The organism is Streptomyces sp. OZ13, from assembly GCF_052068155.1.
Taxonomy (GTDB): domain Bacteria; phylum Actinomycetota; class Actinomycetes; order Streptomycetales; family Streptomycetaceae; genus Streptomyces.
Genome location: NZ_JBQHCZ010000006.1, coordinates 160,894 through 185,026 on the forward strand (window position 1 = coordinate 160,894; position 24,133 = coordinate 185,026).

Annotated in this window: 19 protein-coding genes and 1 tRNA gene; 13 read left to right on the forward strand and 7 right to left on the reverse strand. The window is 71.5% G+C overall.

Annotated elements, in window-relative coordinates; genetic code table 11:
• Positions 1-224 precede the first annotated feature (224 nt).
• The 4 genes from ACTMTU_RS17255 (at position 225) to ACTMTU_RS17270 (ending at position 4,009) form a co-directional block, all read left to right on the forward strand.
• Positions 225-941, forward strand: a complete 717-nt coding sequence (locus tag ACTMTU_RS17255) for a vWA domain-containing protein (protein WP_441264354.1) — start codon at positions 225-227, stop codon at positions 939-941.
• 111 nt (positions 942-1,052) lie between these two features.
• Positions 1,053-1,526: a pyridoxamine 5'-phosphate oxidase family protein gene (locus ACTMTU_RS17260; RefSeq protein ID WP_441264355.1), complete on the forward strand. Its 474-nt coding sequence runs from the start codon at positions 1,053-1,055 to the stop codon at positions 1,524-1,526.
• Positions 1,527-2,054: 528 nt separating this feature from the next.
• The gene (locus ACTMTU_RS17265; protein ID WP_005318814.1) at positions 2,055-2,258 is read left to right on the forward strand and encodes a cold-shock protein; all 204 of its coding nucleotides are present in this window, start codon (positions 2,055-2,057) and stop codon (positions 2,256-2,258) included.
• A gap of 104 nt (positions 2,259-2,362) precedes the next feature.
• Positions 2,363-4,009 carry a DEAD/DEAH box helicase gene (locus ACTMTU_RS17270; RefSeq protein WP_441264356.1) on the forward strand — a complete coding sequence of 549 codons (1,647 nt, stop codon included), beginning with the start codon at positions 2,363-2,365 and terminating at the stop codon, positions 4,007-4,009.
• Between the two features lie 89 nt (positions 4,010-4,098).
• Here the strand turns inward: ACTMTU_RS17270 and ACTMTU_RS17275 are convergent, their stop codons facing one another.
• From ACTMTU_RS17275 to ACTMTU_RS17290, 4 genes are all read right to left on the reverse strand, one after another.
• On the reverse strand, positions 4,099-5,238 hold the full coding sequence (locus ACTMTU_RS17275; protein WP_441264468.1) for an RNA polymerase sigma factor: 1,140 nt from the start codon (positions 5,236-5,238) through the stop codon (positions 4,099-4,101).
• Between the two features lie 8 nt (positions 5,239-5,246).
• Positions 5,247-5,654, reverse strand: coding sequence for a YciI family protein (locus tag ACTMTU_RS17280; protein WP_441264357.1), 408 nt, complete (start codon positions 5,652-5,654; stop codon positions 5,247-5,249).
• 184 nt (positions 5,655-5,838) lie between these two features.
• Positions 5,839-7,377 carry an ankyrin repeat domain-containing protein gene (locus ACTMTU_RS17285; protein WP_441264358.1) on the reverse strand — a complete coding sequence of 513 codons (1,539 nt, stop codon included), beginning with the start codon at positions 7,375-7,377 and terminating at the stop codon, positions 5,839-5,841.
• Between the two features lie 23 nt (positions 7,378-7,400).
• Positions 7,401-8,294, reverse strand: a complete 894-nt coding sequence (locus ACTMTU_RS17290; protein WP_441264359.1) for a hypothetical protein — start codon at positions 8,292-8,294, stop codon at positions 7,401-7,403.
• 303 nt (positions 8,295-8,597) lie between these two features.
• On the opposite strand from ACTMTU_RS17290, the gene ACTMTU_RS17295 reads away from it, so the two are divergent.
• Positions 8,598-9,365, forward strand: coding sequence for a S1 family peptidase (locus ACTMTU_RS17295; protein ID WP_441264360.1), 768 nt, complete (start codon positions 8,598-8,600; stop codon positions 9,363-9,365).
• A gap of 79 nt (positions 9,366-9,444) precedes the next feature.
• Here the strand turns inward: ACTMTU_RS17295 and ACTMTU_RS17300 are convergent, their stop codons facing one another.
• The gene (locus ACTMTU_RS17300; protein WP_441264361.1) at positions 9,445-11,226 is read right to left on the reverse strand and encodes a glycoside hydrolase family 35 protein; all 1,782 of its coding nucleotides are present in this window, start codon (positions 11,224-11,226) and stop codon (positions 9,445-9,447) included.
• 113 nt (positions 11,227-11,339) lie between these two features.
• Here ACTMTU_RS17300 and ACTMTU_RS17305 point away from each other — a divergent pair, with 113 nt between their 5' ends.
• The 5 genes from ACTMTU_RS17305 (at position 11,340) to ACTMTU_RS17325 (ending at position 18,528) form a co-directional block, all read left to right on the forward strand.
• Positions 11,340-12,227 carry a helix-turn-helix domain-containing protein gene (locus tag ACTMTU_RS17305; RefSeq protein ID WP_441264362.1) on the forward strand — a complete coding sequence of 296 codons (888 nt, stop codon included), beginning with the start codon at positions 11,340-11,342 and terminating at the stop codon, positions 12,225-12,227.
• An 11-nt stretch (positions 12,228-12,238) separates the two neighbouring features.
• Positions 12,239-12,565, forward strand: coding sequence for a chorismate mutase (locus ACTMTU_RS17310; protein WP_189472577.1), 327 nt, complete (start codon positions 12,239-12,241; stop codon positions 12,563-12,565).
• Between the two features lie 127 nt (positions 12,566-12,692).
• A complete protein-coding gene (gene pepN / locus ACTMTU_RS17315; RefSeq protein ID WP_441264363.1) occupies positions 12,693-15,185 on the forward strand; it encodes an aminopeptidase N in 2,493 nt (830 codons plus the stop codon).
• A 566-nt stretch (positions 15,186-15,751) separates the two neighbouring features.
• Entirely contained in the window at positions 15,752-17,116 is a 1,365-nt protein-coding gene (locus ACTMTU_RS17320) for a pyridoxal phosphate-dependent decarboxylase family protein (RefSeq protein WP_441264364.1), read from the forward strand.
• A complete protein-coding gene (locus ACTMTU_RS17325; RefSeq protein ID WP_441264365.1) occupies positions 17,113-18,528 on the forward strand; it encodes a lysine N(6)-hydroxylase/L-ornithine N(5)-oxygenase family protein in 1,416 nt (471 codons plus the stop codon). The genes ACTMTU_RS17320 and ACTMTU_RS17325 overlap by 4 nt, the downstream gene beginning before the upstream one ends.
• 19 nt (positions 18,529-18,547) lie before the next feature.
• Here the strand turns inward: ACTMTU_RS17325 and ACTMTU_RS17330 are convergent, their stop codons facing one another.
• Positions 18,548-20,359 (reverse strand): bifunctional metallophosphatase/5'-nucleotidase, encoded by a 1,812-nt coding sequence (locus ACTMTU_RS17330; RefSeq protein WP_441264366.1) that lies wholly within the window; start codon positions 20,357-20,359, stop codon positions 18,548-18,550.
• Positions 20,360-20,576: 217 nt separating this feature from the next.
• Here ACTMTU_RS17330 and ACTMTU_RS17335 point away from each other — a divergent pair, with 217 nt between their 5' ends.
• Positions 20,577-21,290, forward strand: coding sequence for an SIMPL domain-containing protein (locus ACTMTU_RS17335; RefSeq protein WP_441264367.1), 714 nt, complete (start codon positions 20,577-20,579; stop codon positions 21,288-21,290).
• A 134-nt stretch (positions 21,291-21,424) separates the two neighbouring features.
• The gene (gene pyk, locus ACTMTU_RS17340) at positions 21,425-22,849 is read left to right on the forward strand and encodes a pyruvate kinase (protein ID WP_441264368.1); all 1,425 of its coding nucleotides are present in this window, start codon (positions 21,425-21,427) and stop codon (positions 22,847-22,849) included.
• Between the two features lie 311 nt (positions 22,850-23,160).
• Here pyk and ACTMTU_RS17345 read toward each other — a convergent pair.
• Positions 23,161-23,233 (reverse strand) — tRNA-Leu (locus ACTMTU_RS17345).
• A gap of 101 nt (positions 23,234-23,334) precedes the next feature.
• Between ACTMTU_RS17345 and ACTMTU_RS17350 the strand changes: the two genes are divergently transcribed.
• A complete protein-coding gene (locus ACTMTU_RS17350) occupies positions 23,335-23,991 on the forward strand; it encodes an ANTAR domain-containing response regulator (protein ID WP_189472564.1) in 657 nt (218 codons plus the stop codon).
• The last annotated feature ends 142 nt before the right edge of the window (positions 23,992-24,133 follow it).

Sequence of the window (24,133 nt, forward strand, 5' to 3'; positions counted from 1 at the left end):
GTGCCGCGCAGCGGCATTTCCAGCCCGCCTTGGGGGCACCTCCCACGGCCGCCAGGCCGTAGGGGGAGATCGAGGACACCGCGCGAAGCGCGGTACGGGGTCCGGGGCCTGCCCCGCCACGCGGCGGAGCCGCACATCGGTGCAGCGGGAAGGGGCGGCGTGGGGAACCGGCCCCGTGGGGGCGGATATTGTCAGGGCGTCCGCAGTCGACGAACGGAGCCCGCATGCCCGTCAGCCTCCAGAAGCTCGAGCAGCGCGCCCCCGCGCTCGTCAGCCTCTACAAGACCGCGGGCGTCTCCCTCCAGAAGCACGGCATGCACGGGCAACGCGCCGCCGTCTATCTCGTCGTCGACTATTCGGGGTCGATGAAGGACTACTACAAGGACGGCAGCGTCCAGGCTCTCGCGGACCGGGTTCTCGGGCTGTCGGCGCATCTCGACGACGACGGCACCGTGCCCGTCGTGTTCTTCTCCACGGACGTCGACGCGGTCACCGACATCGCGCTGGACAACCACCACGGCCGGATAGACGAGATCGTCTCCGGTCTCGGGCACATGGGGAAGACCAGCTACCACCTGGCCATGGACGCCGTCATCGACCACTACATGGACAGCGGGTCGACCGATCCGGCGCTCGTCGTCTTCCAGACGGACGGTGGGCCCATCAACAAGCTCGCCGCGGAGCGCTATCTCTGCAAGGCCGCGAAGCTTCCGCTGTTCTGGCAGTTCGTCGGCTTCGGCAACAAGCGGAGCTCGCAGTTCGACTTCCTGCGCAAGCTCGACGAGCTCGCGGTCCCCGCCAAGCGCCCCGTCGACAACGCCGGTTTCTTCCACGCGGGGCTCGACCCGCGTCAGGTCCCGGACGCCGAACTGTACGACCGGCTGGTGGCCGAGTTCCCGCAGTGGCTCGCGGCCGCCCGCGCCCGGGGCATCGTCCGGTGAGGTCCTGTACCGGCGGGCTGTAGCCCCGCACGCCGCGGCCGCCCACGCCGCTCTCCACGACACCGGGAAAACCAGACAGAAGATGACCGCACTCCGGTGTTCGATGAGGTCATGACGCAATCCAGCTGGGCCGCCTTCGTGACGGCGGAGCCCGAGTTCGCCGAATCCGTACAGCACCGCTTCGAGAAGTACCGGCATCACGTACTGGCGACTCTCCGCAAGGACGGTTCGCCGCGGGTGACGGGTCTGGAGGTCACGTTCCGCTTCGGTGAGCTGTGGCTCGGCATGATGCACGGCTCCCGCAAGGCGCAGGACCTGCTGCGTGATCCGCGGTTCGCGCTGCACTCGAACCCGGGTGCCGACGACTCCATGGACGGCGGTGACGTGAGGATCTCGGGGCGCGCGATCGAGGTCACCGAGCCGGCCGAGAAGGTCCGTTTCACCGAGGACGTGAAGCCGCCGGAGCCGTACCACCTGTTCCGGGCCGAGCTGACCGAGGTGGTGCGGACGTGGGTCGAGGGCGACGAGCTCGTCGTACGGCACTGGGCTCCGGGCGGCCCGGTCCGCACCCGGCGGCGCAGCTGACCCCCCTCGACAGGTACTGGCGGGCGACCCGGCGTCCTGGGACGGGGTCGAGCTGAAAGACGTAACTCCACGCCATGGAGGAGGAATTGGAGTCACGGCCGAGGCGCCCTTCGTCGAAGCGGCACGTACGCCGGCGCGACCGGCAGGGGACCGGCCGGGGTGAGCGTCTCGACGGAGGGGCGTCGTGCCCGGTCACCCGCTCGGCGCAACCGGGGCGGAGAACATGATCAAGCCGCGCGACGGAGCCGGACCGGACCGTCACCCGCCGCGGCCGGCGGACCGTGTGCGAACGCGGTGGTCAGGGGAGTGTGACGATCATCGGGCGTGTCTGATCCACGACTTCCCGGCCTCGGCGTGCTACGGTGGCGTAGTTGCAGTTTTGGTACCCATGAACTTTGTGTGCGCCTGACGGGAATGCTTCCTCAGGCGCACATTATTGTTTCCGGCTTTTCCGGATGGGGGTCAATGCAGCGACGGGAAATCCACGAGGTGTGGATTTTCGGCTTGCCCCTGTTTTAGGAGATTGACATGGCTACTGGAACCGTGAAGTGGTTCAACTCGGAAAAGGGCTTCGGCTTCATTGAGCAGGACGGCGGCGGCGCCGACGTCTTCGCCCACTACTCCAACATCGCCACCTCGGGCTTCCGCGAGCTCCAGGAGGGCCAGAAGGTGACGTTCGACGTCACGCAGGGCCAGAAGGGCCCGCAGGCGGAGAACATCCTCCCGGCCTGATTGCCGGGCGCGTATCTCGCAGCTCCTGCAGCCGGGGCCCGCACCTTCGTCGGTGCGGGCCCCGGCTCTTGCTGTCCACAGGCCCCAGGAAGGCAAAACTCCGCATGAACCGCTCCGAACGACCGGACCGCTCCGCCGCCAGGTCCGCCCGGCCGGCCCGCAGGCGCCCGGCCGAATCCGGCGCCGGAAACCGTCCCGGCTCCGGGATCCGTCCCGGCAAGGGGACCGGCTCCGGCAGGGGATCCGGCTCCGGTAGGGCGAGCGCCCGCAGCGCGGCGCCCCCGCAGGAATTCACCCTGCCGGAAACCGTCACCCCCGCGCTGCCCGCCGTGACGGCGTTCGACGAGCTGGACATGCCCGCCGCCCTGCTGAAGACCCTCGCGGCCCAGGGCGTCACCGAGCCCTTCCCGATCCAGGGCGCCACCCTCCCGAACTCCCTCGCGGGCCGGGACATCCTCGGCCGCGGCCGCACCGGCTCCGGCAAGACCCTCGCCTTCGGCCTCGCGCTGCTCGCTCGTACGGCCGGCCGCCGGGCCGAGGCCCGGGCGCCCCTCGCGCTCGTCCTCGTACCGACCCGCGAGCTCGCGCAGCAGGTCACCGACGCTCTCGCCCCGTACGCGACCTCGACCCAGCTGCGGATCGCCACCGTCGTCGGCGGCATGTCCATCACCAAGCAGGCCGGGGCGCTGCGCCGCGGCGCAGAGGTGCTCGTGGCCACGCCGGGTCGCCTCAAGGACCTCATAGAACGCGGCGACTGCGCCCTGGGCGACGTCGCGATCACGGTCCTCGACGAGGCCGACCAGATGGCCGACATGGGCTTCATGCCGCAGGTCACCGCGCTGCTGAAGCAGGTCGAGCCGGACGGGCAGCGGATGCTCTTCTCCGCGACCCTCGACAAGAACATCGACCGGCTCGTGCGGATGTTCCTCACCGATCCGGTCGTGCACTCCGTCGACCCGTCGGCGGGTGCCGTCACCACGATGGAGCACCACGTCCTGCACGTGCTGGACGAGACCGACAAGAAGGCCGTCGCCACGCGCATCGCCGCCCGCGACGGCCGGGTGATCCTCTTCGTGGACACCAAGCGGACCGCCGACCGGTTCGCCAAGCGGCTGCTGGCCAGCGGCGTACGGGCAGCCGCCCTGCACGGCGGACGCTCGCAGCCGCAGCGCAACCGCACCCTGGACCAGTTCAAGAACGGCCAGGTCACCGCGCTCGTCGCCACGAACGTCGCGGCCCGCGGCATCCACGTCGACGACCTGGACCTGGTCGTGAACGTCGACCCGCCCGTCGACCACAAGGACTATCTGCACCGCGGCGGTCGCACCGCGCGGGCCGGCGAGTCCGGCAGCGTCGTGACCCTGGTCCTGCCGGAGCAGCGCCGTGAGATGACCCGTCTGATGGCGAACGCGGGCATCAGTCCGCGCACGGCACGGGTCAAGTCGAGCGACGAGGAACTCAGCCGGCTCACGGGAGCACGCGAGCCGTCCGGCGTGGCCGTGACGATCGAGGTCCCGCAGCCGGTCGTGACCGCTCCCTCGTCCACCGGACGGCGGCGTCCTGCGCGCCGGCGCGGTGAGGGAACGGGCGCGGCGGAGGCGCCGCGGGCGGCTCGTGCCGGATCCCGTGGCTCTCGTGGCGGCGCCCAGGCGTCCCGTGCGTCGGGGGCGTCCGGCGCGGTCGAGGCGTCACGGAACTCGGCCGCCGGACGTGGGCGTGCGAAGCGTGGCGGCCGGGGCACGGCGGGCTGACGCGGCACCACTGCGCGCTGCTGGTCCCCCTCTGAGGTGACCGGCGTCGCCACAGGGCCGCGCCCGGATCCGTGCGCGGCCCTTCCGCGTCACCGGCGGGCGTTGAGCCGGGCGGCGCGGCGCGTCAGATGGTCGCGCTCCGCGAGGTCGGGCGCCTTTCCGGCCGCCTCGGCGTACAGCCGTGCCGCCGTCGCCAGGTCGCCGTCGCGCTCGTGGAGGTACGCCGCCACCGCCGTGTGGCGGGGCAGGGTGTCGTCCAGCGCCGCGAGCGCCGCCAGGCCGGCGCGCGGTCCGTCGGCCTCACCGACGGCCACCGCGCGGTTGAGCCGGACGACCGGGCTGTCGGTCAGGCGCGCGAGCTCGTCGTACCACTCGACGATCTGCACCCAGTCGGTCTCCTCGGCGGTGGGCGCGTCGGCGTGGAGTGCCGCGATGGCGGCCTGCGCCTGGAACTCGCCCAGCCGGTCGCGGGCGAGGGCCGCCTGCAGGATCCGGACGCCCTCGGCGATCGACTTCGTGTCCCACCGGCCGCGGTCCTGCTCGGCGAGCGGCACCAGGCTGCCGTCGGGCGCGGTCCGGGCGGCACGACGGGCATGGTGGAGCAGCATGAGGGCGAGCAGCCCCGCCACCTCGGGGTGGTCGATCGCGGCCGCGAGCTGCCGGGTGAGCCGGATGGCCTCGGCGGCCAGGTCGACGTCGCCGGAGTAGCCCTCGTTGAAGACCAGGTAGAGCACACGCAGCACGGTGGCGACATCGCCGGGCTGGTCGAACCGCACGCCGGAGACGGTGCGCTTGGCCCGGCTGATGCGCTGCGCCATGGTCGCCTCGGGCACCAGGTAGGCCCGGGCGATCTGGCGGGTCGTCAGCCCGCCGACGGCGCGCAGTGTGAGCGCGACCGCGGACGACGGAGTCAGCGACGGGTGGGCGCACAGGAAGTAGAGCTGGAGCGTGTCGTCCACCGCGGGCGACGACCCGGGCGCCGGCTCCTCGTCGACGACGTCCTCACGCCGGCGACGGGCGGTGTCCGCCCGGGTCGCGTCGAGGAACTTGCGCCAGGCGACGGTGACCAGCCAGCCCTTCGCGTCCCGCGGAGGGTCGGCCGGCCAGACGCGGACCGCCTCGACCAGCGCGTCCTGCACGGCGTCCTCGGCCGCCGCGAAGTCGGCTCCGCGGCGGACGAGGATGCCGAGCACGCTCGGCGTGAGGCTCCGGAGCAGGGCCTCGTTCATCGGTGACGTCACTCCGTGATGGTGGGCGGCGCGGTCAGGAACGGGCGCAGCTCGAGCCACTCGTGGATCGGCTTCCCGCCCGCTCCGGGTGCGGCAGACAGCTCCCCGGCCAGTTCGACGGCGCGCTCGTAGCTGTCGACGTCGATCACCATCCAGCCTGCGATGAGGTCCTTGGTCTCGGCGAACGGGCCGTCGGTGACCGGCGGGCGCCCCTCACCGTCGTACCGCACGAACGTCCCCTCGGGGGCGAGTGCCTGACCGTCGACGAACTCGCCGGTCTTCTCGAGCCGGTCCGCGAAGTCATGCATGTACTGCATGTGGGCCGAGATCTCCTCCGGCGTCCACTGGTCCATGGGCACGTCGTTGACCGCCGCCGGGGCGCCTCGGTAGTGCTTGAGAAGCAGGTACTTGGCCATGGTGTCTCTCCTCGGTGCTGTGCGGCCCATTGTGGCCGCGTTCACTGCAGGGACGGAGCCGGTCACGGGTTCTCGACATCGCCGCCCAAGATTTTTCCGGCTTTCCCGGAGGGCGCCCCCGGCAGGCCCGGACTCCGCCGAGGCGCGCACCGGCAGGCCGTGGTCCGCCGGCCGGCCGGAGCCGTCAGGGGCGGCGCGGCAGGGTCCCCTCGAGACGGCGCCTGAGCCGTTCGTCCCGCAGGTGGCGCACCGCGTTCGCCGCCGTGTCGTGGGCGTAGCCGTCGGGGTCCTCGTCCGCGAGCAGCCGCACCAGGACGTCCTCGGCCCGCGGGTCCTGGCGCATCGCCAGGCCCCTGGCGGCCTCGGCGACCGTCTCCGGGTCGGGGTCCCCGGCCCGGGCGGCGAGCGCGTCGCGAATCTCGGGCGTGTCCGCGTCGACGCCCGCCAGGGCCGTCGTCGCCCAGTCCCGTACCGACGCCTGCTCGTCCTTCGTCAGCGTGATCAGCGTCCGTACCGCCTCCGCGTGGTCTCCGGGGACCAGCCCGACGAGTGCGAGCGACACCCGCAGGCGCACCGCGGGGTCCGGGTTGTCCGCGTGCCGCAGGATCTCGGGGAGCGCGGCCGGGTCGCCGTGGTGGCCGAGCCCGAGGAGCACCGCCTGGAGCAGTTCGGGATCCGTCGCCTCCCGGGACAGTTCACGCAGCATCGGCAGGGCCCGCGCGGCGTACGGCCGCACGATCTGCCCGTCGGGTCCCGCGGTGAAGCCGAGCCGGCCGAGCACGTCGGCGGCGAACGTCTGCTGGAGCACGTCGTCGCTCGCGCACCACTCGGCGGCCGCTCGGAAGGTCTCCTCGTCGCCGCGCCGCCACAGCGCGGTCACCGCCTCGATCCACTCGTCCCGCTCCGGGCTGCCGTGGAGCAGGGCGCGTTCCGCCAGGGCGGCGTACGGGGTGCGCAGACCGAGCCGCTCCTCGAGGAGCGTGGCGATCGCGCCGTGGCCTGTCTGCTGTTCGTTGCCCGCCGTCGGTTTTCCGTCGTGCAGCACCTCGACCACGACGGTCGCCCCGCCGTCCTCCTCGACGCGCCGCGACACGGTCTCGGCCCCGGGGTCGTACGCGAGCAGCCCCCGGCGCAGTTCCTCCTCCACGTCGAGCGTCATCCACCGGCGGGCCTCCTCCAGGGCCTCCTCCAGCGTCTCGGCCCGCGCACCGGCGCCGTGCCGCAGCAGGGCCCGCACCGTCGAGGGCGACCCGCGGCGGGCGGCGAGCACCAGCGGCGCCTCGCCGGCCGGGCCGGGCAGATCGGGGTCGGCGCCGTACTCCAGCAGCGCCTCCACCGTCTCCGTGCGTCCCTGCCCGACCGCCCAGATCATCGCGGTGAAGCCCAGCAGTTCGCGGCGGTCGGGCGCGGCGCCGGCGGCGAGCAGCGCCCGCACGGCCTCGGTGTGTCCCCAGACCGCGGCCCCGCACAGCGGCACGTCGCCGGCTTCCGGGCCGCACGCCCGGTCCGGGTCGGCTCCGGCGGCGAGCAGCAGCCGTACGATTCCCGCCTCGTTGCCCGTCGCCGCCAGGTACAGGGCGGTCCTGCCGTCCTCGTCGGTGCTCTCCGGGTCCGTGCCGGCCCGCAGCAACCGCACCACGGCGTCGTCGTCGCTGGTGTGGAGCGCCTCGAACAGTTCCCGGGCCGCTGCGGCCGGTTCGTGCGCCGCCGGTTGGTTCGTCATGGTCCGACCCTACGGAAGCAGGGTCAGGTGTCGCATTCGAGAACGGTCCGGCACAGGCCGCAGCGGGCCCGAACCCGCCCCCGCACCGGCACCCGGATGCGCTGGTGGCAGGTGGTGCACGGGAAGGACACCTTCAGCCCCTCCGGCCCGTGCTCGAAGGCGTACGCGAACGGTCCCGACGCAGCCGCGCCCGGATGGTCCCTGGCGTGCCGGCGGTCCTTCGCGTAACGGAGCCTGCCCAGCCGGCCGGCCGTGGTCAGCGGGGGCTGCTGCGCCTCGAGCAGCGCCTGAGCGCGGCCCCGGGTGTACGCGTGGTACGCCTGCGGGCTGGTGAACCAGGTCCGCGGGTCCTCGTCGAAGGCCATCGCCCGTCCGGCGAGGACGTAGCCGAACTCCTCGGGGGTCAGGTAGCCGAGCTTCTGGCTGGAGACGGCGTCCTCGCGGAAGGCGTCCAGCAGCAGCCACCCGGCGCCCAGGTACGTGGTCACGGTGTCGGTGAGGATCTCGTTGTCGCGGGTGCCCGGGAACGACAGATCCAGCCGGTGCAGCAGAACATGGGTGATCTCGTGCGCCAGGGCGGCGCCGATGTCCCGGCGGTGGGTACGGAACCGGTCGTTCAGTTCGATGAAGTACTCGGGCCCGGCGGTCAGTTCCACACTCGCCGCGTGCTCCATCTCCCGGAAGCCGACGATCACCCGGGCGTCCGGCAGCCGCAGATGGTGCACAAGGGCGCGGGCGACGCGCTGTGCGCCCAGATGCAGATCGTCGCTGTCGCCGAAGGCGACGTCGGCGGGCAGCACGCTGGGCGCGTAGGAGAGCACGCTCTCCGGGGAGAGCCGCCGGTACAGCGCGGTGATCGCCGACCGCACGGTGTCCAGGTGCGGGAAGCCGTGCACGACCTCGCTGCCGTTGCCCACTCCCGTACCCCCATGCCTCCCGTACGGCTTCCGCGTCCCGGGCGGTTCCGGGCCGGCTGCCGCCCGGCCGCCCGCCCGAGCAGGCTTCAACTCTACGGCGCGGAGGGGGCGTGGCGGGGCCGGCGGGCGGAGGGGACTGGCCGAAAGGCGCTTCTTGTGGTGTCCGCTACCCGGGTCTCATACTCCGGACAGCGCCTTGTCGAGCACATGTCACCAATGGGTCGTCCAGCTGTCTGACCCGGCGGTGCCGTACGGCTGTGCCCGGCGGGGTGTTCCCCTCAACCCCCCACGAGAGGCAGTCACTTGAAGCTTCTGAGCGTGCTCAAGAGATGTGTCGCCGCCGGTGCCGTCATCCTCGCCGCCGTCAGCCTCCAGCCCACCTCCGCGTCCGCCGCCGCCCCGCCCGTGGTCGGCGGCACCCGCGCCGCACAGGGTGAGTTCCCCTTCATGGTCCGGCTCTCCATGGGCTGCGGAGGCGCCCTCTACGCCAAGGACATCGTGCTCACCGCGGCCCACTGCGTCAGCGGCTCCGGCAACAACACCAGCATCACCGCGACCGCCGGCGTCGTGGACCTCCGGAGCTCGAGCGCCATCAAGGTCCGCTCCACCAAGGTCCTCCAGGCCCCGGGCTACAACGGCACGGGCAAGGACTGGGCCCTGATCAAGCTCGCCCAGCCCATCAACCTGCCCACGCTGAAGATCGCCGAGACCACCGCGTACAACAGCGGCACCTTCACCGTCGCCGGATGGGGCGCGGCCCGTGAGGGCGGCGCGCAGCAGCGCTACCTGCTCAAGGCCCAGGTCCCGTTCGTCTCCGACGCGGCCTGCGGGCAGGCGTACGACGAACTCGTCGCGAACGAGGAGATCTGCGCCGGCTACAACGAGGGCGGCGTCGACACCTGCCAGGGCGACTCCGGCGGTCCCATGTTCCGCAAGGACAACGCCGGCGTCTGGACCCAGGTCGGCATCGTCAGCTGGGGCTACGGCTGCGCCAGGGCCGGCTACCCCGGCGTCTACACCGAGGTGTCCACCTTCGCGGCCGCGATCAAGTCGGCGGCCGCCACCCTGTAGGGAACCCGCAGGAGACAACCCCGCAGAGAACCGGACACGGCGGAGGGGCAGGCCCGGCGGCCTGCCCCTCCGTCACGGCTCACCCCGGCCGTACGGTGGTGTCCTCCGCCACGCACTCCAGTCGTACGGCGGCGTCCGCCGCGGCGCCTTCCAGCTCCAGCACCCACACCTCGTTGGCGCCGGCGCGCAGCACCGGCCCCGGCACGTACAGCGGCCTGACCGGCCCGGCGGACCAGTAGCGCCCCAGGTTGAACCCGTTCACCCACACGAAACCCCTGGTCCAGCCCGGCAGTTCCAGCCCCGCGTCACCCGGCTCCGCCACCTCGAACGTACCCCGGTACAGACCGGCCGCCCCCGCCGGAGGGACACCCCACGGCATTCCGGCCAGCGCCGCCGGCTCCTCGAACGCCTCCAGCCGCAGTGCGCACGCCCGGACACCGTGCAGGAACTGCCGCTCGTGCAGCACCCCGCCGGTGATGCCCTTCGGCTCACCCGTCAGGGGCCCGTAGTTGACCCGGCCCAGCGACTCCACCCACAGCTCCACCGACGCCGGTCCCGCCACCGGCACCCCCAGCGCCGGCGCAGCGCCGTCCAGCACCCCGGCCCGCACCCCGTCGACGAACACCACGGCGCGGTCGCGCAGCCCCGCCACCCGCAGCGGGTACGGCTCCCGCGGTCCCGGTACGTCGACCCGGTAGCGCACCAGCCCCCGCCCGACACCCAGCTCCTCGAACGTCAACGGCACCGGGGCCTCGCACTCGTCGTCGCCGAGCAGCCGCAGCACCGCCTCCCGCGCGACCCACTCGGCGAGCTCCACCCGGACCGGTGCCGACAGGACCGCCGGAGCCGGCGGAAGGTCCGGCAGCGGTCCTTCCTGATATTCGGCGAGGATCTCCCGGAACCGCCAGAACTTCTCCGTCGGCCGGCCCGCCTCGTCGACGGGCGCGTCGTAGTCGTAGGACGTCACCGTCGGCTCGAACTCGCCGTCGTGCAGCTCACCCGACCGGTTCGCGCCCGCCCAGCCGCCGAAACTCGTCCCGCCATGAGCCATGTACACATTCACCGACGCGCCGGCCTCCAGGATCTCGCGCAACGCCAGCGCCGCCTCCTTCACGTCCCGGCGCGCCGGCTCGGCACCCCAGTGCTCGAACCAGCCGCACCAGAACTCCATGCACATCAGCGGCCCCTCCGGACGGTGCCGGCGCAGCGCCGCGAACGCCTCCCCGGCGCCGGACCCGAAATTCACCGTGGCCAGCACACCCGGCACCGAACCGCCCGACAGCATGTGGTCCTCCGGGCCGTCGGAGGTGAACAGCGGCACGCTCACCCCGCACGACCGCAACAGCTCCACCAACTGCCGCAGATAGCCGTGGTCCGAGCCGTAACTGCCGTACTCGTTCTCCACCTGCACCATCACCACGGGCCCGCCGCGCGTGATCTCGCGCTCCACCACCTGCGGCAGCAGCCTGGTGAACCAGCGCTCCACATGGCCCAGATACTCCGCGTCCTCCGTGCGCGCCCGCCGCCCGACCCGGCCGGTCAGCCAGAACGGAAGGCCGCCGTTCTCCCACTCGGCGCAGATGTACGGACCCGGCCGCACGATCGCCCACATCCCCGCCGCGTGCACCGCGTCCAGGAACCGCCCCGGCGCCCCGTCGTCCGCGTACCTGCCCGGCTCCGGCTCGTGCAGATTCCACGGGACGTACGTCTCCACACAGTTGAGACCCATCGCCCGCAGCATCGACAACCGGTGGCCCCACTGCTCCTCGTGCACCCGGAAATAGTGCAGCGCCCCCGACAACAGCCGCACCGGCCGCCCGTCCAGCAGGAAATCCGTGTCACCCACGGTGAAATCAGCCACCGGCCCGTCCCTCTCTCGCAACCGCCGCCCCCACGATCACCCCTGGCGCGCGGCCGGTCCATGGACAAAGATCGGCTCTCCTTGGACTGGCCGGGAAGGAGCGACGAATCGGCATGTACCACACCTGGATGCGCTATTTCACCCCGAGCCCCCTGCACCACCGGCTCGGACTGGTGTGCCTCGGCGTCGGCCTCCAGCACGGCAGCCTCCCCACCGTCGGCCCCCGCACCCTCGACCACCACGTCGCCGTCGTCATCAGCGCCGGCAGCGGCTGGTACCGCGCCGCCGACGGGCGGCGCACCACCGTCACCGGGCCCGCCCTCATCTGGCTCACCCCCGGCGTCCCCCACCACTACGGGCCCGACCCCGCCGCCGGCTGGGACGAATCGTTCGTCGACTTCACCGGACCCGCCACCACCACCTACACCGAACTCGGCTACATCGAACCCGACCGGCCCGTCGTCCCCCTGTCCGACGCCGCCGGCGCACGGACCGCCGTCGGCAAGATCGCCCGCGCCGCCCGCCGCGGCAACCCGCTCCTCGAGGTCGAGACCGGCGCCGCCGTCCACGAACTGCTCGTCGCCCTGCGCCGAGCCCGCGCCGACCTCGGCCCCGACGGCGACCCCGTCCTCACCGCACTCGCCCGCGACGCCTTCCGGCCGATGTCCGTCGCCGAACACGCAGCACGCCACGGCATGACCCCCGCAGAACTGCGGACCGCCGTACGCCGCGGCGCCGGCTGCAGCCCCAAGGACTACCTCCTCGGCATCCGCCTCGGCCGCGCCAAGGAACTCCTCGCCGCCACCGACCTGCCCGTCGCCGCCGTCGCCCGCCGCGTCGGGTACGAGGACCCGGCGTACTTCTCCCGCCTGTTCACCCGCCGCGTCGGACTCGCCCCCGTCCGATTCAGGGAACAGCAGGGCAGGGCCGTACCCGGCGGCTGGAGCACCCGCGTCCCGGACCCTGAACACCCTCCGACCATCGGCGCCCGGCCGACGTAAGCTCCCTGACCATGACCACGAGTGACATCGACGAATCCGTGCGCGCCGAGCTCGACCGCCTGCGCTCGAGCATCGACAACATCGACGCCGCCGTCGTCCACATGCTCGCCGAGCGATTCAAATGCACCCAGCAGGTCGGACACCTCAAGGCCCAGCACCACCTGCCGCCCGCCGACCCCGCCCGCGAGGCCCGCCAGATCGCACGGCTGCGCCAGCTCGCCGAGAGCGCGAAACTCGACCCGGCGTTCGCGGAGAAACTGCTGAACTTCATCATCGCCGAGGTGATCCGCCACCACGAGCAGATCGCCGACCAGCCCGGCGAACGCCCACAGCACTGACCCGTCCGACCCGCGCGCCGCGTCCGCCCCACCCCGCCCGGACGCCCGCGCGCGGGAGCCGGGTGTGCGCTGACAGCGCAACCACCACCCCGTGTGCCGACCGGGGCCCATCAGGCAGCATGGGCCCATGTCCGTACTGACGCGCGACGAAGCGCAGACCCGAGCCCGGCAACTCGACGTACACCGGTACACGATCGACCTCGATCTGACCACCGGCGACGAGACCTTCGACTCCCGAACCGTCATCCACTTCACCGCGACAGCGGCCGGTGACACCTTCGTCGAGATCAAGCCCGCCGAACTCCGCTCCCTCACGCTCGACGGACTGCCTCTCGACCCCGCCGCCCTCACCGAGAACCGCGTCCCCCTGACCGGCCTGACCGCCGGCGAGCACGAACTGCGCGTCGACGCGCGGATGCGCTACTCCCGCACCGGCGAAGGCATGCACCGCTTCACCGACCCCAGCGACGGCGAGACGTACGTCTACACCCAGCTGTTCATGGACGACGTCCAGCGCGTCTTCGCCGCCTTCGACCAGCCCGACCTCAAGGCCGTCTTCGAGCTCTCCGTCACCGCGCCAGAAGCGTGGACCGTCCTCGGCAACGGCGTCGCCACCCACCACGGCGAAGGCCGCTGGACGTGCGCGCCCACCCCGCTGCTCTCCACCTATCTGGTCGCCGTCGCCGCCGGACCCTGGCACTCCGTACGGACCGAGCACGCCGGACTGCCCTTCGGCATCCACTGCCGCCGCTCCCTCGCCCCCTACCTCGACGCCGACGCCGACGAACTCCTCGACATCACCCGGCAGTGCTACGACCGCTACCACGAGAAGTTCGAGGAGCCCTACCCCTTCGACTCCTACGACCAGGCGTTCGTCCCCGAATTCAACGCCGGCGCCATGGAGAACCCGGGCCTCGTCACCTTCCGCGACGAATTCGTCTACCGCTCCGCCGTCACCGACACCCAGCGCCAGACCCGCGCCATGGTCATCGCCCACGAGATGGCCCACATGTGGTTCGGCGACCTCGTCACCCTCAAGTGGTGGGACGACATCTGGCTGAACGAGTCCTTCGCCGAATACATGGGCTACCAGACCCTCACCGAAGCCACCCGCTTCACCGACACCTGGACCGACTTCGCCATCGCCCGCAAGTCCTGGGGCTACGACGCCGACCAGCGCCCCTCCACCCACCCCGTCGCCCCCGACCCCGACGCCGTCCCCGACACCGCGTCCGCGATGCTCAACTTCGACGGAATCTCCTACGCCAAGGGCGCCTCCGCCCTGCGCCAGCTCGTCACCTGGCTCGGCGAGAAGGACTTCCTCGCCGGCATCAACACCCACTTCGCCCGGCACAAGTTCGCCAACGCCACCCTCGCCGACTTCATCGACTCCCTCGCCGGAGCCACCGACCGCGACGTGCACGCCTGGGCCGAGTCGTGGTTGCGCACCACCGGCGTCGACACACTCAGCCCCGCCGTCGCGGACACCGCGGGCGGCTGGTCACTCACCGTCGAACGGGACGGCAGCCGCCCTCACCGCATCGCCGTCGGCGCCTACGACGCCGACCCGATCGACCCCGGCCGCCTCGTCCTGCGCGACCGCCTCGAGATCGACGTCCCCGAGACCGGCAGCACAGCACCCCGCCCCGGACGCCGCCCGGCCCTCATCGTCCTCAACGACGGCGACAACACCTACGCCAAGGTCCGCCTCGACGCCGCCTCCTGGGCCGTCGTCGTCGACTCCCTGTCCGGCATCCCCGACGCCCTCACCCGGGCCGTCGTCTGGAACGCCGCACGGGACATGGTCCGCGACGGCGAACTCGCCCCCACCGCCTACCTCGAGACGGCCGACACCCACCTGCCCCACGAGAACGACCTCGCCATCGTCCAGGGCGTCCTCGCCTTCGCCGCCGGCCAGATCGCCGACTGCTACCTCACCCCCGACCAGCGCCCCGCCGCGCTCGCCACCCTCACCCGCATCAGCCGCGCCCTGCTCCGCCGCACCGAGGACGGCAGCGACCCCGGCCTGCGCCTGACCGCCGTACGCCACTACATCGACGCCGCCACCCAGCCGGAGCCCATCCAGGAATGGCTCACCGAAGGCAGCGTCCCCGGCGGCCCCGAGCTCGACCCCGAACTGCGCTGGCGCGTCCTGACGCGCCTCGCCGTACTCGGCGCCACCGACGACGCGGCCATCACCGCCGAACTGGAACGCGACCCGAGCGCCACCGGCCAGGAAGGCGCGGCCCGCTGCCGTGCCGCCCTCCCCACACCCGAGGCCAAGGCCGCGGCCTGGGCCCGGCTCTTCACCGGCGACGACCTGTCCAACTACCTGTTCGCGGCCACCGCGCAAGGCTTCTGGCAGCCCGAACAGGCCGACCTCGTACGCGAGTACGTCCCGCGCTTCTACCCCGACGCCGTCGCCCTCGCCGCGCGCCGCGGCCCGGCCATCGCCGAAGCTTGCGGCCGCTGCGCCTTCCCCCTCCACGCCGTCGACGCCGAGGCACTGGGCGCGGGGGAGGCCTGCCTGGCCGGGACGGACATGCTTCCGGCACTGCGGCGCAAGCTGGCCGACCAGATCGACGACCTGCGCAGGGCCCTGCGGGTCCGGGGAGCGTGACGTTTCCCCACCCCGCCCCTTCCCGAACCGGGCTCCGCCCGGGCCCGTACCGCCCTTCGGCCCCGTACCGCCCTTCGGCCCCGTACCGCGCTCCGCGCGGTGCCCTCAAACTCCCCCTACGGCCTGGCGGCCGTGGGAGGTGCCCCCAGGCGGGGTGAAGTTGCCTGCCAACTTCAGCCTCGCCGGCGTTTGAGGCGCGGGGTCCGGGGGCGGAGCCCCCGAAACACCGCGCGGAGCGCGGTGGCGGGTCCGGGCGGAGCCCGGTTTCGGGAAGGGGCGGGTAGGGGACAAGCCTCCGCGCAGCGGACCCCGCGCCCGCGGCGGCGAGGCCTTCGCGCAGCGGACCCCGCCCGGCGGCCACGCCCCGCGCAGTGGACCCCACGCCCCCGCAGACGCACGCACGCGCCCATACCAGCCGCCCGCCCCCCACCCCCTCCCTCCCGTGAGGCGATACCACTTTCGGGTTCCGATCGTTGAGATCTGCGGGCGCCCCGCCGGGCCCCTCGCCACCGTGGGGTGACACCCGCCGGGTGACACCCCAGCGCCTCGCCGAAGGACCCCGCCTCATGAACACCCCGCCCCTCGCGGGAGGAATCACCGGCCCCGACGCCCTGCGCCCCCTGCTCGCGCTCGTGCTCGACGCACTCGGCGAAGGCGCGATCGCCCGCGGCGGCCCCGTACCCGCCGGCGGGCCGGACGCCGTCGCCGCGTTGATGCGTCAGAGCCTCGGTGACGTACTCCCGGAGCACGGCGCCGGCGCCGCCCCCGCCCTGCGCGCCCTCGTCCGCGCCGTCGCCCACGGCGCGGCCGACCCCGCCGACCCCCTGTGCGCGGCCCACCTCCACACGCCGCCCCTCGCACTGGCCGTCGCCGCCGACCTCGCCGCCTCCGCGCTCAACCCGTCCATGGACTCCTGGGACCAGGCGCCCGCGGCCTCCGAACTGGAGGCACAGGTCACCCGTGCGCTCGCGGCGGAGGTGTACCCCGGCCGCACCGCCCCCGACGCGATCGTCACCACCGGCGGCACCGAGTCCAACCAGCTCGCCCTCCTTCTCGCACGCGAGCGCGTCGGCACACCGGTGCAGGTCGTCTGCGACGACAGCGCCCACCACTCCGTCGGCCGCGCCGCCTGGCTCCTGGGACTGCCCGGGCCGCTCCCCGTCCCCCTTGACGACCCGGCCGCGCTGGACGACGCACTGACCCGCCTCCACGGCCCGGTCGTCGTCGTCGCCACCGCGGGCACCACCGACACCGGCCGCATCGACCCCCTCGACCGGATCGCCGACCTCGCCGACCGCCACCGCGCCGAACTGCACATCGACGCCTCCTACGGCGGCCCGCTCCTCTTCAGCACCGAACGCCGCCACCTCCTCACCGGTCTGGAACGCGCCCACTCCGTCACGCTCGACCTGCACAAACTCGGCTGGCAGCCGGTCGCCGCCGGACTCCTCGCCGTACCCGACACCGCCCGCCTCGCGCCGCTCGGCCACACCGCCGAATACCTCAACGCGGAGGACGACACCGACGCCGGACTGCCCGACCTCCTCGGCCGCTCCCTGCGCACCACCCGACGGCCCGACATCCTCAAGATCGCCGTCACCCTCAAGGCACTCGGCCGCACCGGCCTCGCCGCCCTCGTCGACCGCACCTGCGCCGCCGCCCAGGACCTCGCGGACCTCGTCGACAAGAACCCGCGCCTCGAGCTCTACGAACGGCCCACCCTCTCCACCGTCCTGTTCCGGCCCACCGGCGCGAGCGACGAACAGACGGCCGGGATCCGGCGCGCCCTGCTCGTACAGGGCCGCGCCGTCCTCGGCAGGGCCCGCGCCGACGGCCGTCTCTGGCTCAAGGCCACCCTGCTCAACCCCCACACCACAACCGGCGCCCTGCAGACCCTCACCGACCTCGTGGAAGGCAGCACCCCCCGATGACCGCCACACCACCGGCCCAGCAGCCCGACCGCCCCTACGACCTCGTCGGCATCGGCATCGGCCCGTTCAACCTCTCCCTCGCCGCACTCGCCCACGGCGTCCCCGGCGGACTCGCCACCACCTTCTTCGAGCAGCGGTCCACCTTCCGGTGGCACCCTGGACTCCTCATCGAGGGCGCCACCCTCCAGGTCCCGTTCCTCGCCGACCTCGTCACCCTGGCCGACCCCGCGAACCCCTGGTCGTTCCTCAACTACCTGCGCGCCCGCGACCGGCTCTACCCGTTCTACTTCGCGGAGCGCTTCCACATCCAGCGCGCCGAGTACGACGCCTACTGCCGCTGGGTAGGCGACAACCTTCCTGGCCTGCACTTCGGCCACCAGGCCGACGCCGTCCGCTGGAATACCGAACGCGACCTGTTCGAGGTCGACTTCACCCAGCTCGACGCCGACGGCGAGGCCGAGGCACTGGGCCGCGCCTACACCCGCAACGTCGCACTCGGCGTCGGCACCGAGCCGTACGTACCCGAACCGCTGCGCCCGCTCGCCGACGCCCCCAGCGTGCCCGTCCTCCACTCCGCCGACTACCTGGAGCACCGCGAACGGCTCCTCACCGCGGAGCACGTCACCGTCATCGGCTCGGGCCAGTCCGGCGCCGAAGTGTTCCTCGACCTGCTCCGCGCCCGCCCCGCCGGGGCCGAGAAGCTCCACTGGCTGACCCGCACCGAAGCCTTCGCACCCATGGAGTACTCGAAGCTCGGCCTCGAACACTTCACACCCGACTACACCCGCTATTTCCACGCCCTGCCGGAAAAGGTCCGGAGCGAGCTGCTGCCCCGCCAATGGCAGCTCCACAAAGGCATCGACGCCGACACCATCGCCGCCATCCACGACGAGCTCTACCGCCGCAGCCTGCACGGCGGCTGGCCCGACGCCGTCCTCACACCCGGCGTCACCGTCCGCACCGCCGGCCGGGTCGCCACCACCCGGGTCGAGCTCCACCTCGAACACATCCAGCAGGGCACCCGCTCCCGCCTCACCACCGACGCCGTCGTCCTCGCCACCGGCTACCGCGAACGCCCGCTCACCCGGCTCCTCGCCGGCATCGACCCCTACATCCGCCGCGACCGCGCCGGCCGCCCCCTGGTCGACAGCGAATTCCGCCTCGACCTCGACCCCGCCGTCAGCGGATCCCTCTACGTCCAGAACGCCGAGGCCCACACCCACGGCGTCGGCGCCCCCGACCTCGGGCTCGCCGCCTGGCGCAGCGCGAGCATCCTCAACTCCCTCACCGGCAAGGAGCACTACCCGCTGCCCCGCCGCACCGCCTTCACCAGCTTCGGCCTCCAGCAGCAGGAGGCGCCCGGCATTCCCGGCCAGACGCCCCCGCTCACACCACTGCAATCACAGCGCTAGACGGCCCGCGCGGGGAGGTCTAGAACACCGGTACGCCGTCCCGCGTCAGCTTCCAGCCCACAGAGGCGAACTCCGCGGGATCCACCGAACCCTTCGCCTGCACCCACGCGATGATCGTGTTCCGGATCTCCTCCGAGTTCGCCCACAACTGCTGCGCCGCGGCGATGTGCGGGAAATTGCCGCCCCCACTCGCCCGGTAGTTGTTGACCGCGAGCACGAACCGCGCGGCCGGGTCGACCGGGGCGCCCTCGAAGGACAGCTTCACGATCCGTGAACCAGCCGGCTTCGCGATGTCGATCTCGTACGCCAGACCCGACACCGCGTCGTAGTTGTAGTCCGGCGTCCCGTTCGCGTTCGTCAGCTTCGAGGTGTCCACCGGCGTCCCGGCCGGAGTCTGCACGTAGTACCGGGCCGAGAACTCCAGATACTCCTTCAGCTGCGCACCCGTCATCAGCCGCGCCTCGAGGGTGTTCTCGAACGGGTACAGCCCCGCCGCGTCCTTGATCGTCACCTCGCCCGCCGGGATCGCCGCCGTCCGAGAGAAGCACGACGCCTGCGACAGCACCGGCAGCGCCGCGTACTCGCCGCCCGCCAGCGCGGCCTTCACCGTCTCGGCCTGGACATGGTTGATCAGGTCGATGATCGGCTCGTCCTTCCACGGCGCGTCGGCCGTGGACATCGCCGCCGTCGACGTGCCGATGACCTGGTTGACGTACGCCACGACCTTCTTGTGCTCGTCACCCAGCAGACCCGTGACCTTCGGGTCCTCGGCGACCGTGTTCGAGTTCAGGACCTGCGCCCCGACCCGCTCCACGACCCAGCGGCCCCTCTCCCACACCAGGTCGAAGTCGAACAGCGTCAGCCGCTGCCCCCACTTCAGCGGCTCGGAGAGAACCACCTGCTGACCGGTCTCCTTGTTGGTGACGAAGTACTCCGGTATCTCCGTGTGCGCGTGCCCCACCAGGATCGCGTCGATACCGGGCACCTGCTCGGCCACCAGACCCGCCGCGTTCTCGACGTACGGCAACTGGTCACCGTAGGAGGACGTGCCGCTGGAACCCGAATGCGCCGAGACGACCACCACGTCCGCGCCCATCGAGCGCAGCTTCGGCACCCACTTCGCCGCCTGCTCCTCCAGGCCGGGGAAGACCATCTTGCCGCTCACGTTCTGCTTGTCCCAGATCGCGATGCCCGGATTCGTCAGACCGAGAACGGCCACCCGCACATCACGCCCGTGCGGCGTGCGCAGCCGGTGCATGCTGTACGGCGGGAACGCGGGCCGCAGCGTCTTCGCGTCCAGCGCGTTCGCACCCAGCAGCGGGAAGTCGCACTGCTCCTCGAACTTGCGCAGCACCGGGATGCCGTAGTTGAACTCGTGGTTGCCGAGCGCCGCGGCGTCGTAGCCGATGGCGTTCATCGCCTGCGCCATCGGATGCACCGGACCGCGCTCGGCCGTGATCGGGTCGACCTTGGCGTAGTAGTACGACAACTGGGTGCCCTGGATCGTGTCACCGGCGTCGATCAGCAGCGTGTTGTGCCGGCCCTTCTCCTCACGGATCCGGTTCACCAGCGTCGAGATCTTAGCCAGGCCCACGTCGTTGTGCGCCTTGTCGTCGAACTCCTTGTCCGTGAAATAGTCCCAGTTGAAGACATTCCCGTGCAGATCCGTCGTCCCCAGCACGGTGAACGAGTACCGCTTCCGCGGACGTCCGTGCCCGTGTTCCTCGCCCCGCTCCTCGGCCACCGCGGGCGCGGCAGCGACCCCCGCGACAGCGGCACCCGCCCCGGCGGCGGCCGACCGCTCAAGGAACGTCCTACGGTTCAGCGGCATTTCGTCTCCCTCGATCACATGCACAACGCGCGTAGATTCTGGCCTACGCGCCACCCCCGCAACACCCCTGACAGGTTTCGATCCGATGTCCGGCCGGGGCGCGAGCCGGCTGCCGGACCGGACAGCGGGATTCGACTGTGCGACCGGACGCCGGACCCGACTGTCCGACCCGGATGCGACAGTGGGACGACCGGCCCACCGTGCGAGGGAGACAGCCATGGACGACATCACACCCCCCACTCCCACCGCCCCCTACGCCACACCCGAACAACCGCGGGTCGCCGTACGCGGCGAGGCACGCATCGAATTCGACCCTGAGATCGCCCGCATCAGCATCACCATCAGCGCCCGCGGCAAGGACCGGCGCACCGCCCTCGAAGACCTCACCCGCCGCAACGCCGCCGCACTCGACCTCGTCAAGTCCTACGGCCAGGCGGTCGAAAAGCTCGAGACAGGCGCATTCTCCGTCACGCCCCAACTCACCCAGCACGGCCGCGGCGAACGCATCCACGCCTACCACGGCCGCGTCCACATCACCGCCGTACTGAGCGACTTCACCGCCCTCGGCGAGCTCACCACCCGACTCGCCGACCTCGAGCTCACCCACGTCAACGGCCCCTGGTGGTCACTGCGTCCGGACTCGCCCGCCCACGGCGAAGCCCGGCGCCAGGCCGTACGGGAAGCCGTCCAGCGCGCCCGCGAATACGCCGAAGCAGTCGGCGGCAGACTCGCCGCCCTCGTCGAGCTCGCCGACATCGGAGCAGAAGCCGCCCCGGCCCGCTATGCCATGCCCGCCCCGCCCGGCAGCGTGCGCGGCTTCGCCGGAGCCGCCGGCGCGGAGGCCGCCCCCGCTCTCGACCTCGAGCCACAGCGGCAGACGGTCTACGCCCAGGTGAACGCGCGCTTCACCATGACACCGCCGCAATTGTGAGCGGAAGGCGTCCCCTGCTCATCCGAGCGCCCGTGCGCACAATTCAACACTTGTCAATAGCCCTTCATGCAAAGGTTGTTGAGTAGTCACGCACGCCCAATTCTCTACCGACCGGTAAGCCATAGGCTCGAAACATGCGCCGAGCAAAAATCGTCTGCACCCTGGGCCCCGCGACCGACTCGTACGAGCAGATCAAGGCACTCGTCGACGCCGGAATGGACATCGCCCGCTTCAACCTCAGCCACGGCACCTATGCCGACCACGAGGAGCGCTACCACCACGTACGAAAGGCTTCCGACGAAACCGGCCGCAGCGTCGGCATCCTCGCGGACCTTCAAGGCCCGAAGATCCGTCTCGGCCGCTTCCGTGAGGGACCCGTACTGCTTGAACGCGGCGACACGTTCACCATCACCACCGAGGACATCGAGGGCGACCGCCACATCTGCGGCACCACCTATCAGGGACTCGCCTCCGACGTCAGCCGCGGCGAACGCATCCTCGTCGACGACGGCAAGGTCGCCCTCGAGGTGACCGCCATCGACGGCCCCCGCGTCACGACCACCGTCGTCGAAGGCGGCATGGTCTCCGACCACAAGGGCCTCAACCTCCCCGGTGTGGCCGTCTCCGTCCCCGCCCTGTCGGAAAAGGACATCGAAGACCTCCGCTGGGCCCTCGGCATCGGCGCCGACGTCATCGCCCTCTCCTTCGTCCGCAACGGCAACGACATCGACGACGTCCACCGCGTCATGGACGAGGAAGGCCGCCGCCTGCCCGTCATCGCCAAGGTCGAAAAGCCGCAAGCGGTCGAGAACATCGACGACATCGTCGCCGCGTTCGACGGGATCATGGTCGCCCGCGGCGACCTCGGCGTCGAAATGCCCCTGGAACAGGTACCGATCGTGCAGAAGCGGGCCATCAAGCTCGCCAAGCGCAACGCCAAGCCGGTCATCGTCGCCACCCAGATGCTCGACTCGATGATCGACAACTCCCGCCCCACCCGCGCCGAAGCCTCCGACGTCGCCAACGCCGTCATCGACGGCACGGACGCGGTGATGCTCTCCGGCGAGACCAGCGTCGGCAAATATCCGGTCGAAACGGTCCGCACCATGGCGCGGATCGTCATCGCGGCGGAAGAGGACGTCCTAGCCAAGGGCCTCCCCCCGCTGACCGACCGGAACAAGCCCCGCACCCAGGGCGGCGCCGTGGCCCGCGCGGCCGCCGAGATCGGCGACTTCCTCGGCGCCAAGTTCCTCGTCGCCTTCACCCAGTCCGGCGACACCGTCAAACGCCTCTCCCGCTACCGCTCCCCGATCCCTCTCCTCGCCTTCACCCCCGACCCCGCCACCCGCTCCCAACTGAACCTCACCTGGGGCGTCGAGACCTTCCTCGGCCCGCACGTCGGGTCCACCGACGCGATGGTCGCCCAGGTCGACGAGGAACTGCTGCGTATCGGCCGCTGCGAGCGGGGCGACATCGTGGTCATCACGGCCGGCTCCCCACCGGGCGTCGCGGGCTCGACGAACCTGGTCCGCGTACACCGCATCGGCGAGAGTCTGTAGCGGCGGGGGACATTCAGTACTTCGGCCCGACGTGCGCGTCCATGAGCGCGACGGACGCGCGTCGGGCGACGTGTTGTACGGATACGCCACCAGCCGACTGTGCCGCGCGGTGATTCAACTTCTCGGCAATGCGTCGATTGGGTACACCGCTAGGCATCATCTCGACGGCGAGTTCGCGAATCGATCGGTTGTGCTGATCCATACCCGTGCGGATCGCTGTCGCGACGACAGGAATGTGCACCATTCTTAAGGGATCACGCGAACGGGTGAGATGCGGTTCTGTCCGCCCCGGCTTGGAATCAGAGAGAAAGTACCCCGGGTGGGATTCGAACCCACGCTAGATGGTGTTTGAGACCATTGCCTCTACCGCTGGGCTACCGGGGTATCCTTCGAAATGAAGGCTGGCGATCACCCGCCGTGCCCCTACCTTACAGCAGCTGGGTAGGCTCTTGGGAGCTGTATCTGCCCCGCACCGAGGAGCCCCCGTGACCGCCCCCGAGTCGCCCCAGCCCACCGCCGATGACGACGACAAGTCGCACGTCCCGCCTCTGACGACACGTGTCGTCATCGCCGAGGACGAGGCGCTCATCCGGCTCGACCTCAAGGAGATGCTCGAGGAGGAGGGGTACTCGGTCGTCGGCGAGGCCGGTGACGGGCAGCGGGCCGTGGAGCTGGCGCGGGAGCACCGGCCGGATCTGGTCATTCTCGACGTGAAGATGCCCGTGCTCGACGGGATCTCCGCGGCGGAGAAGATCGCGGAGGAATCCATCGCGCCGGTCCTGATGCTCACCGCGTTCTCGCAGCGCGACCTCGTGGAGCGGGCGCGGGACGCCGGCGCCATGGCGTATCTGGTGAAGCCGTTCAGCAAGAGCGACGTCGTGCCGGCGATCGAGATGGCGGTGTCGCGGTTCACCGAGCTCAAGGCGCTCGAGCAGGAGGTCGCGGATCTTTCGCAGCGGCTGGAGACGCGCAAGCTGGTGGATCGGGCGAAGAGCATTCTGCAGACGCAGTACGGGCTGACGGAGCCGGCGGCGTTCCGGTGGATCCAGAAGACGTCGATGGACCGCCGGCTGTCGATGCAGCAGGTGGCGGAGGCGGTCATCGAGGACGCCGAGGAGAAGAAGGCCGCGAAGGGACAGTAGTCGGCGGCAGGGCGCTCAGCGGTCCGGAGGACGGGCGGTGGGGCAGCGTCACATACCGGACAAATAGGCGGAATTGCGGCGGGCCTCCGGTCACTTGGTGACCGGGGGCCCGCCGCTGTTGTGGGGGAAGTTGTGAAGGTCG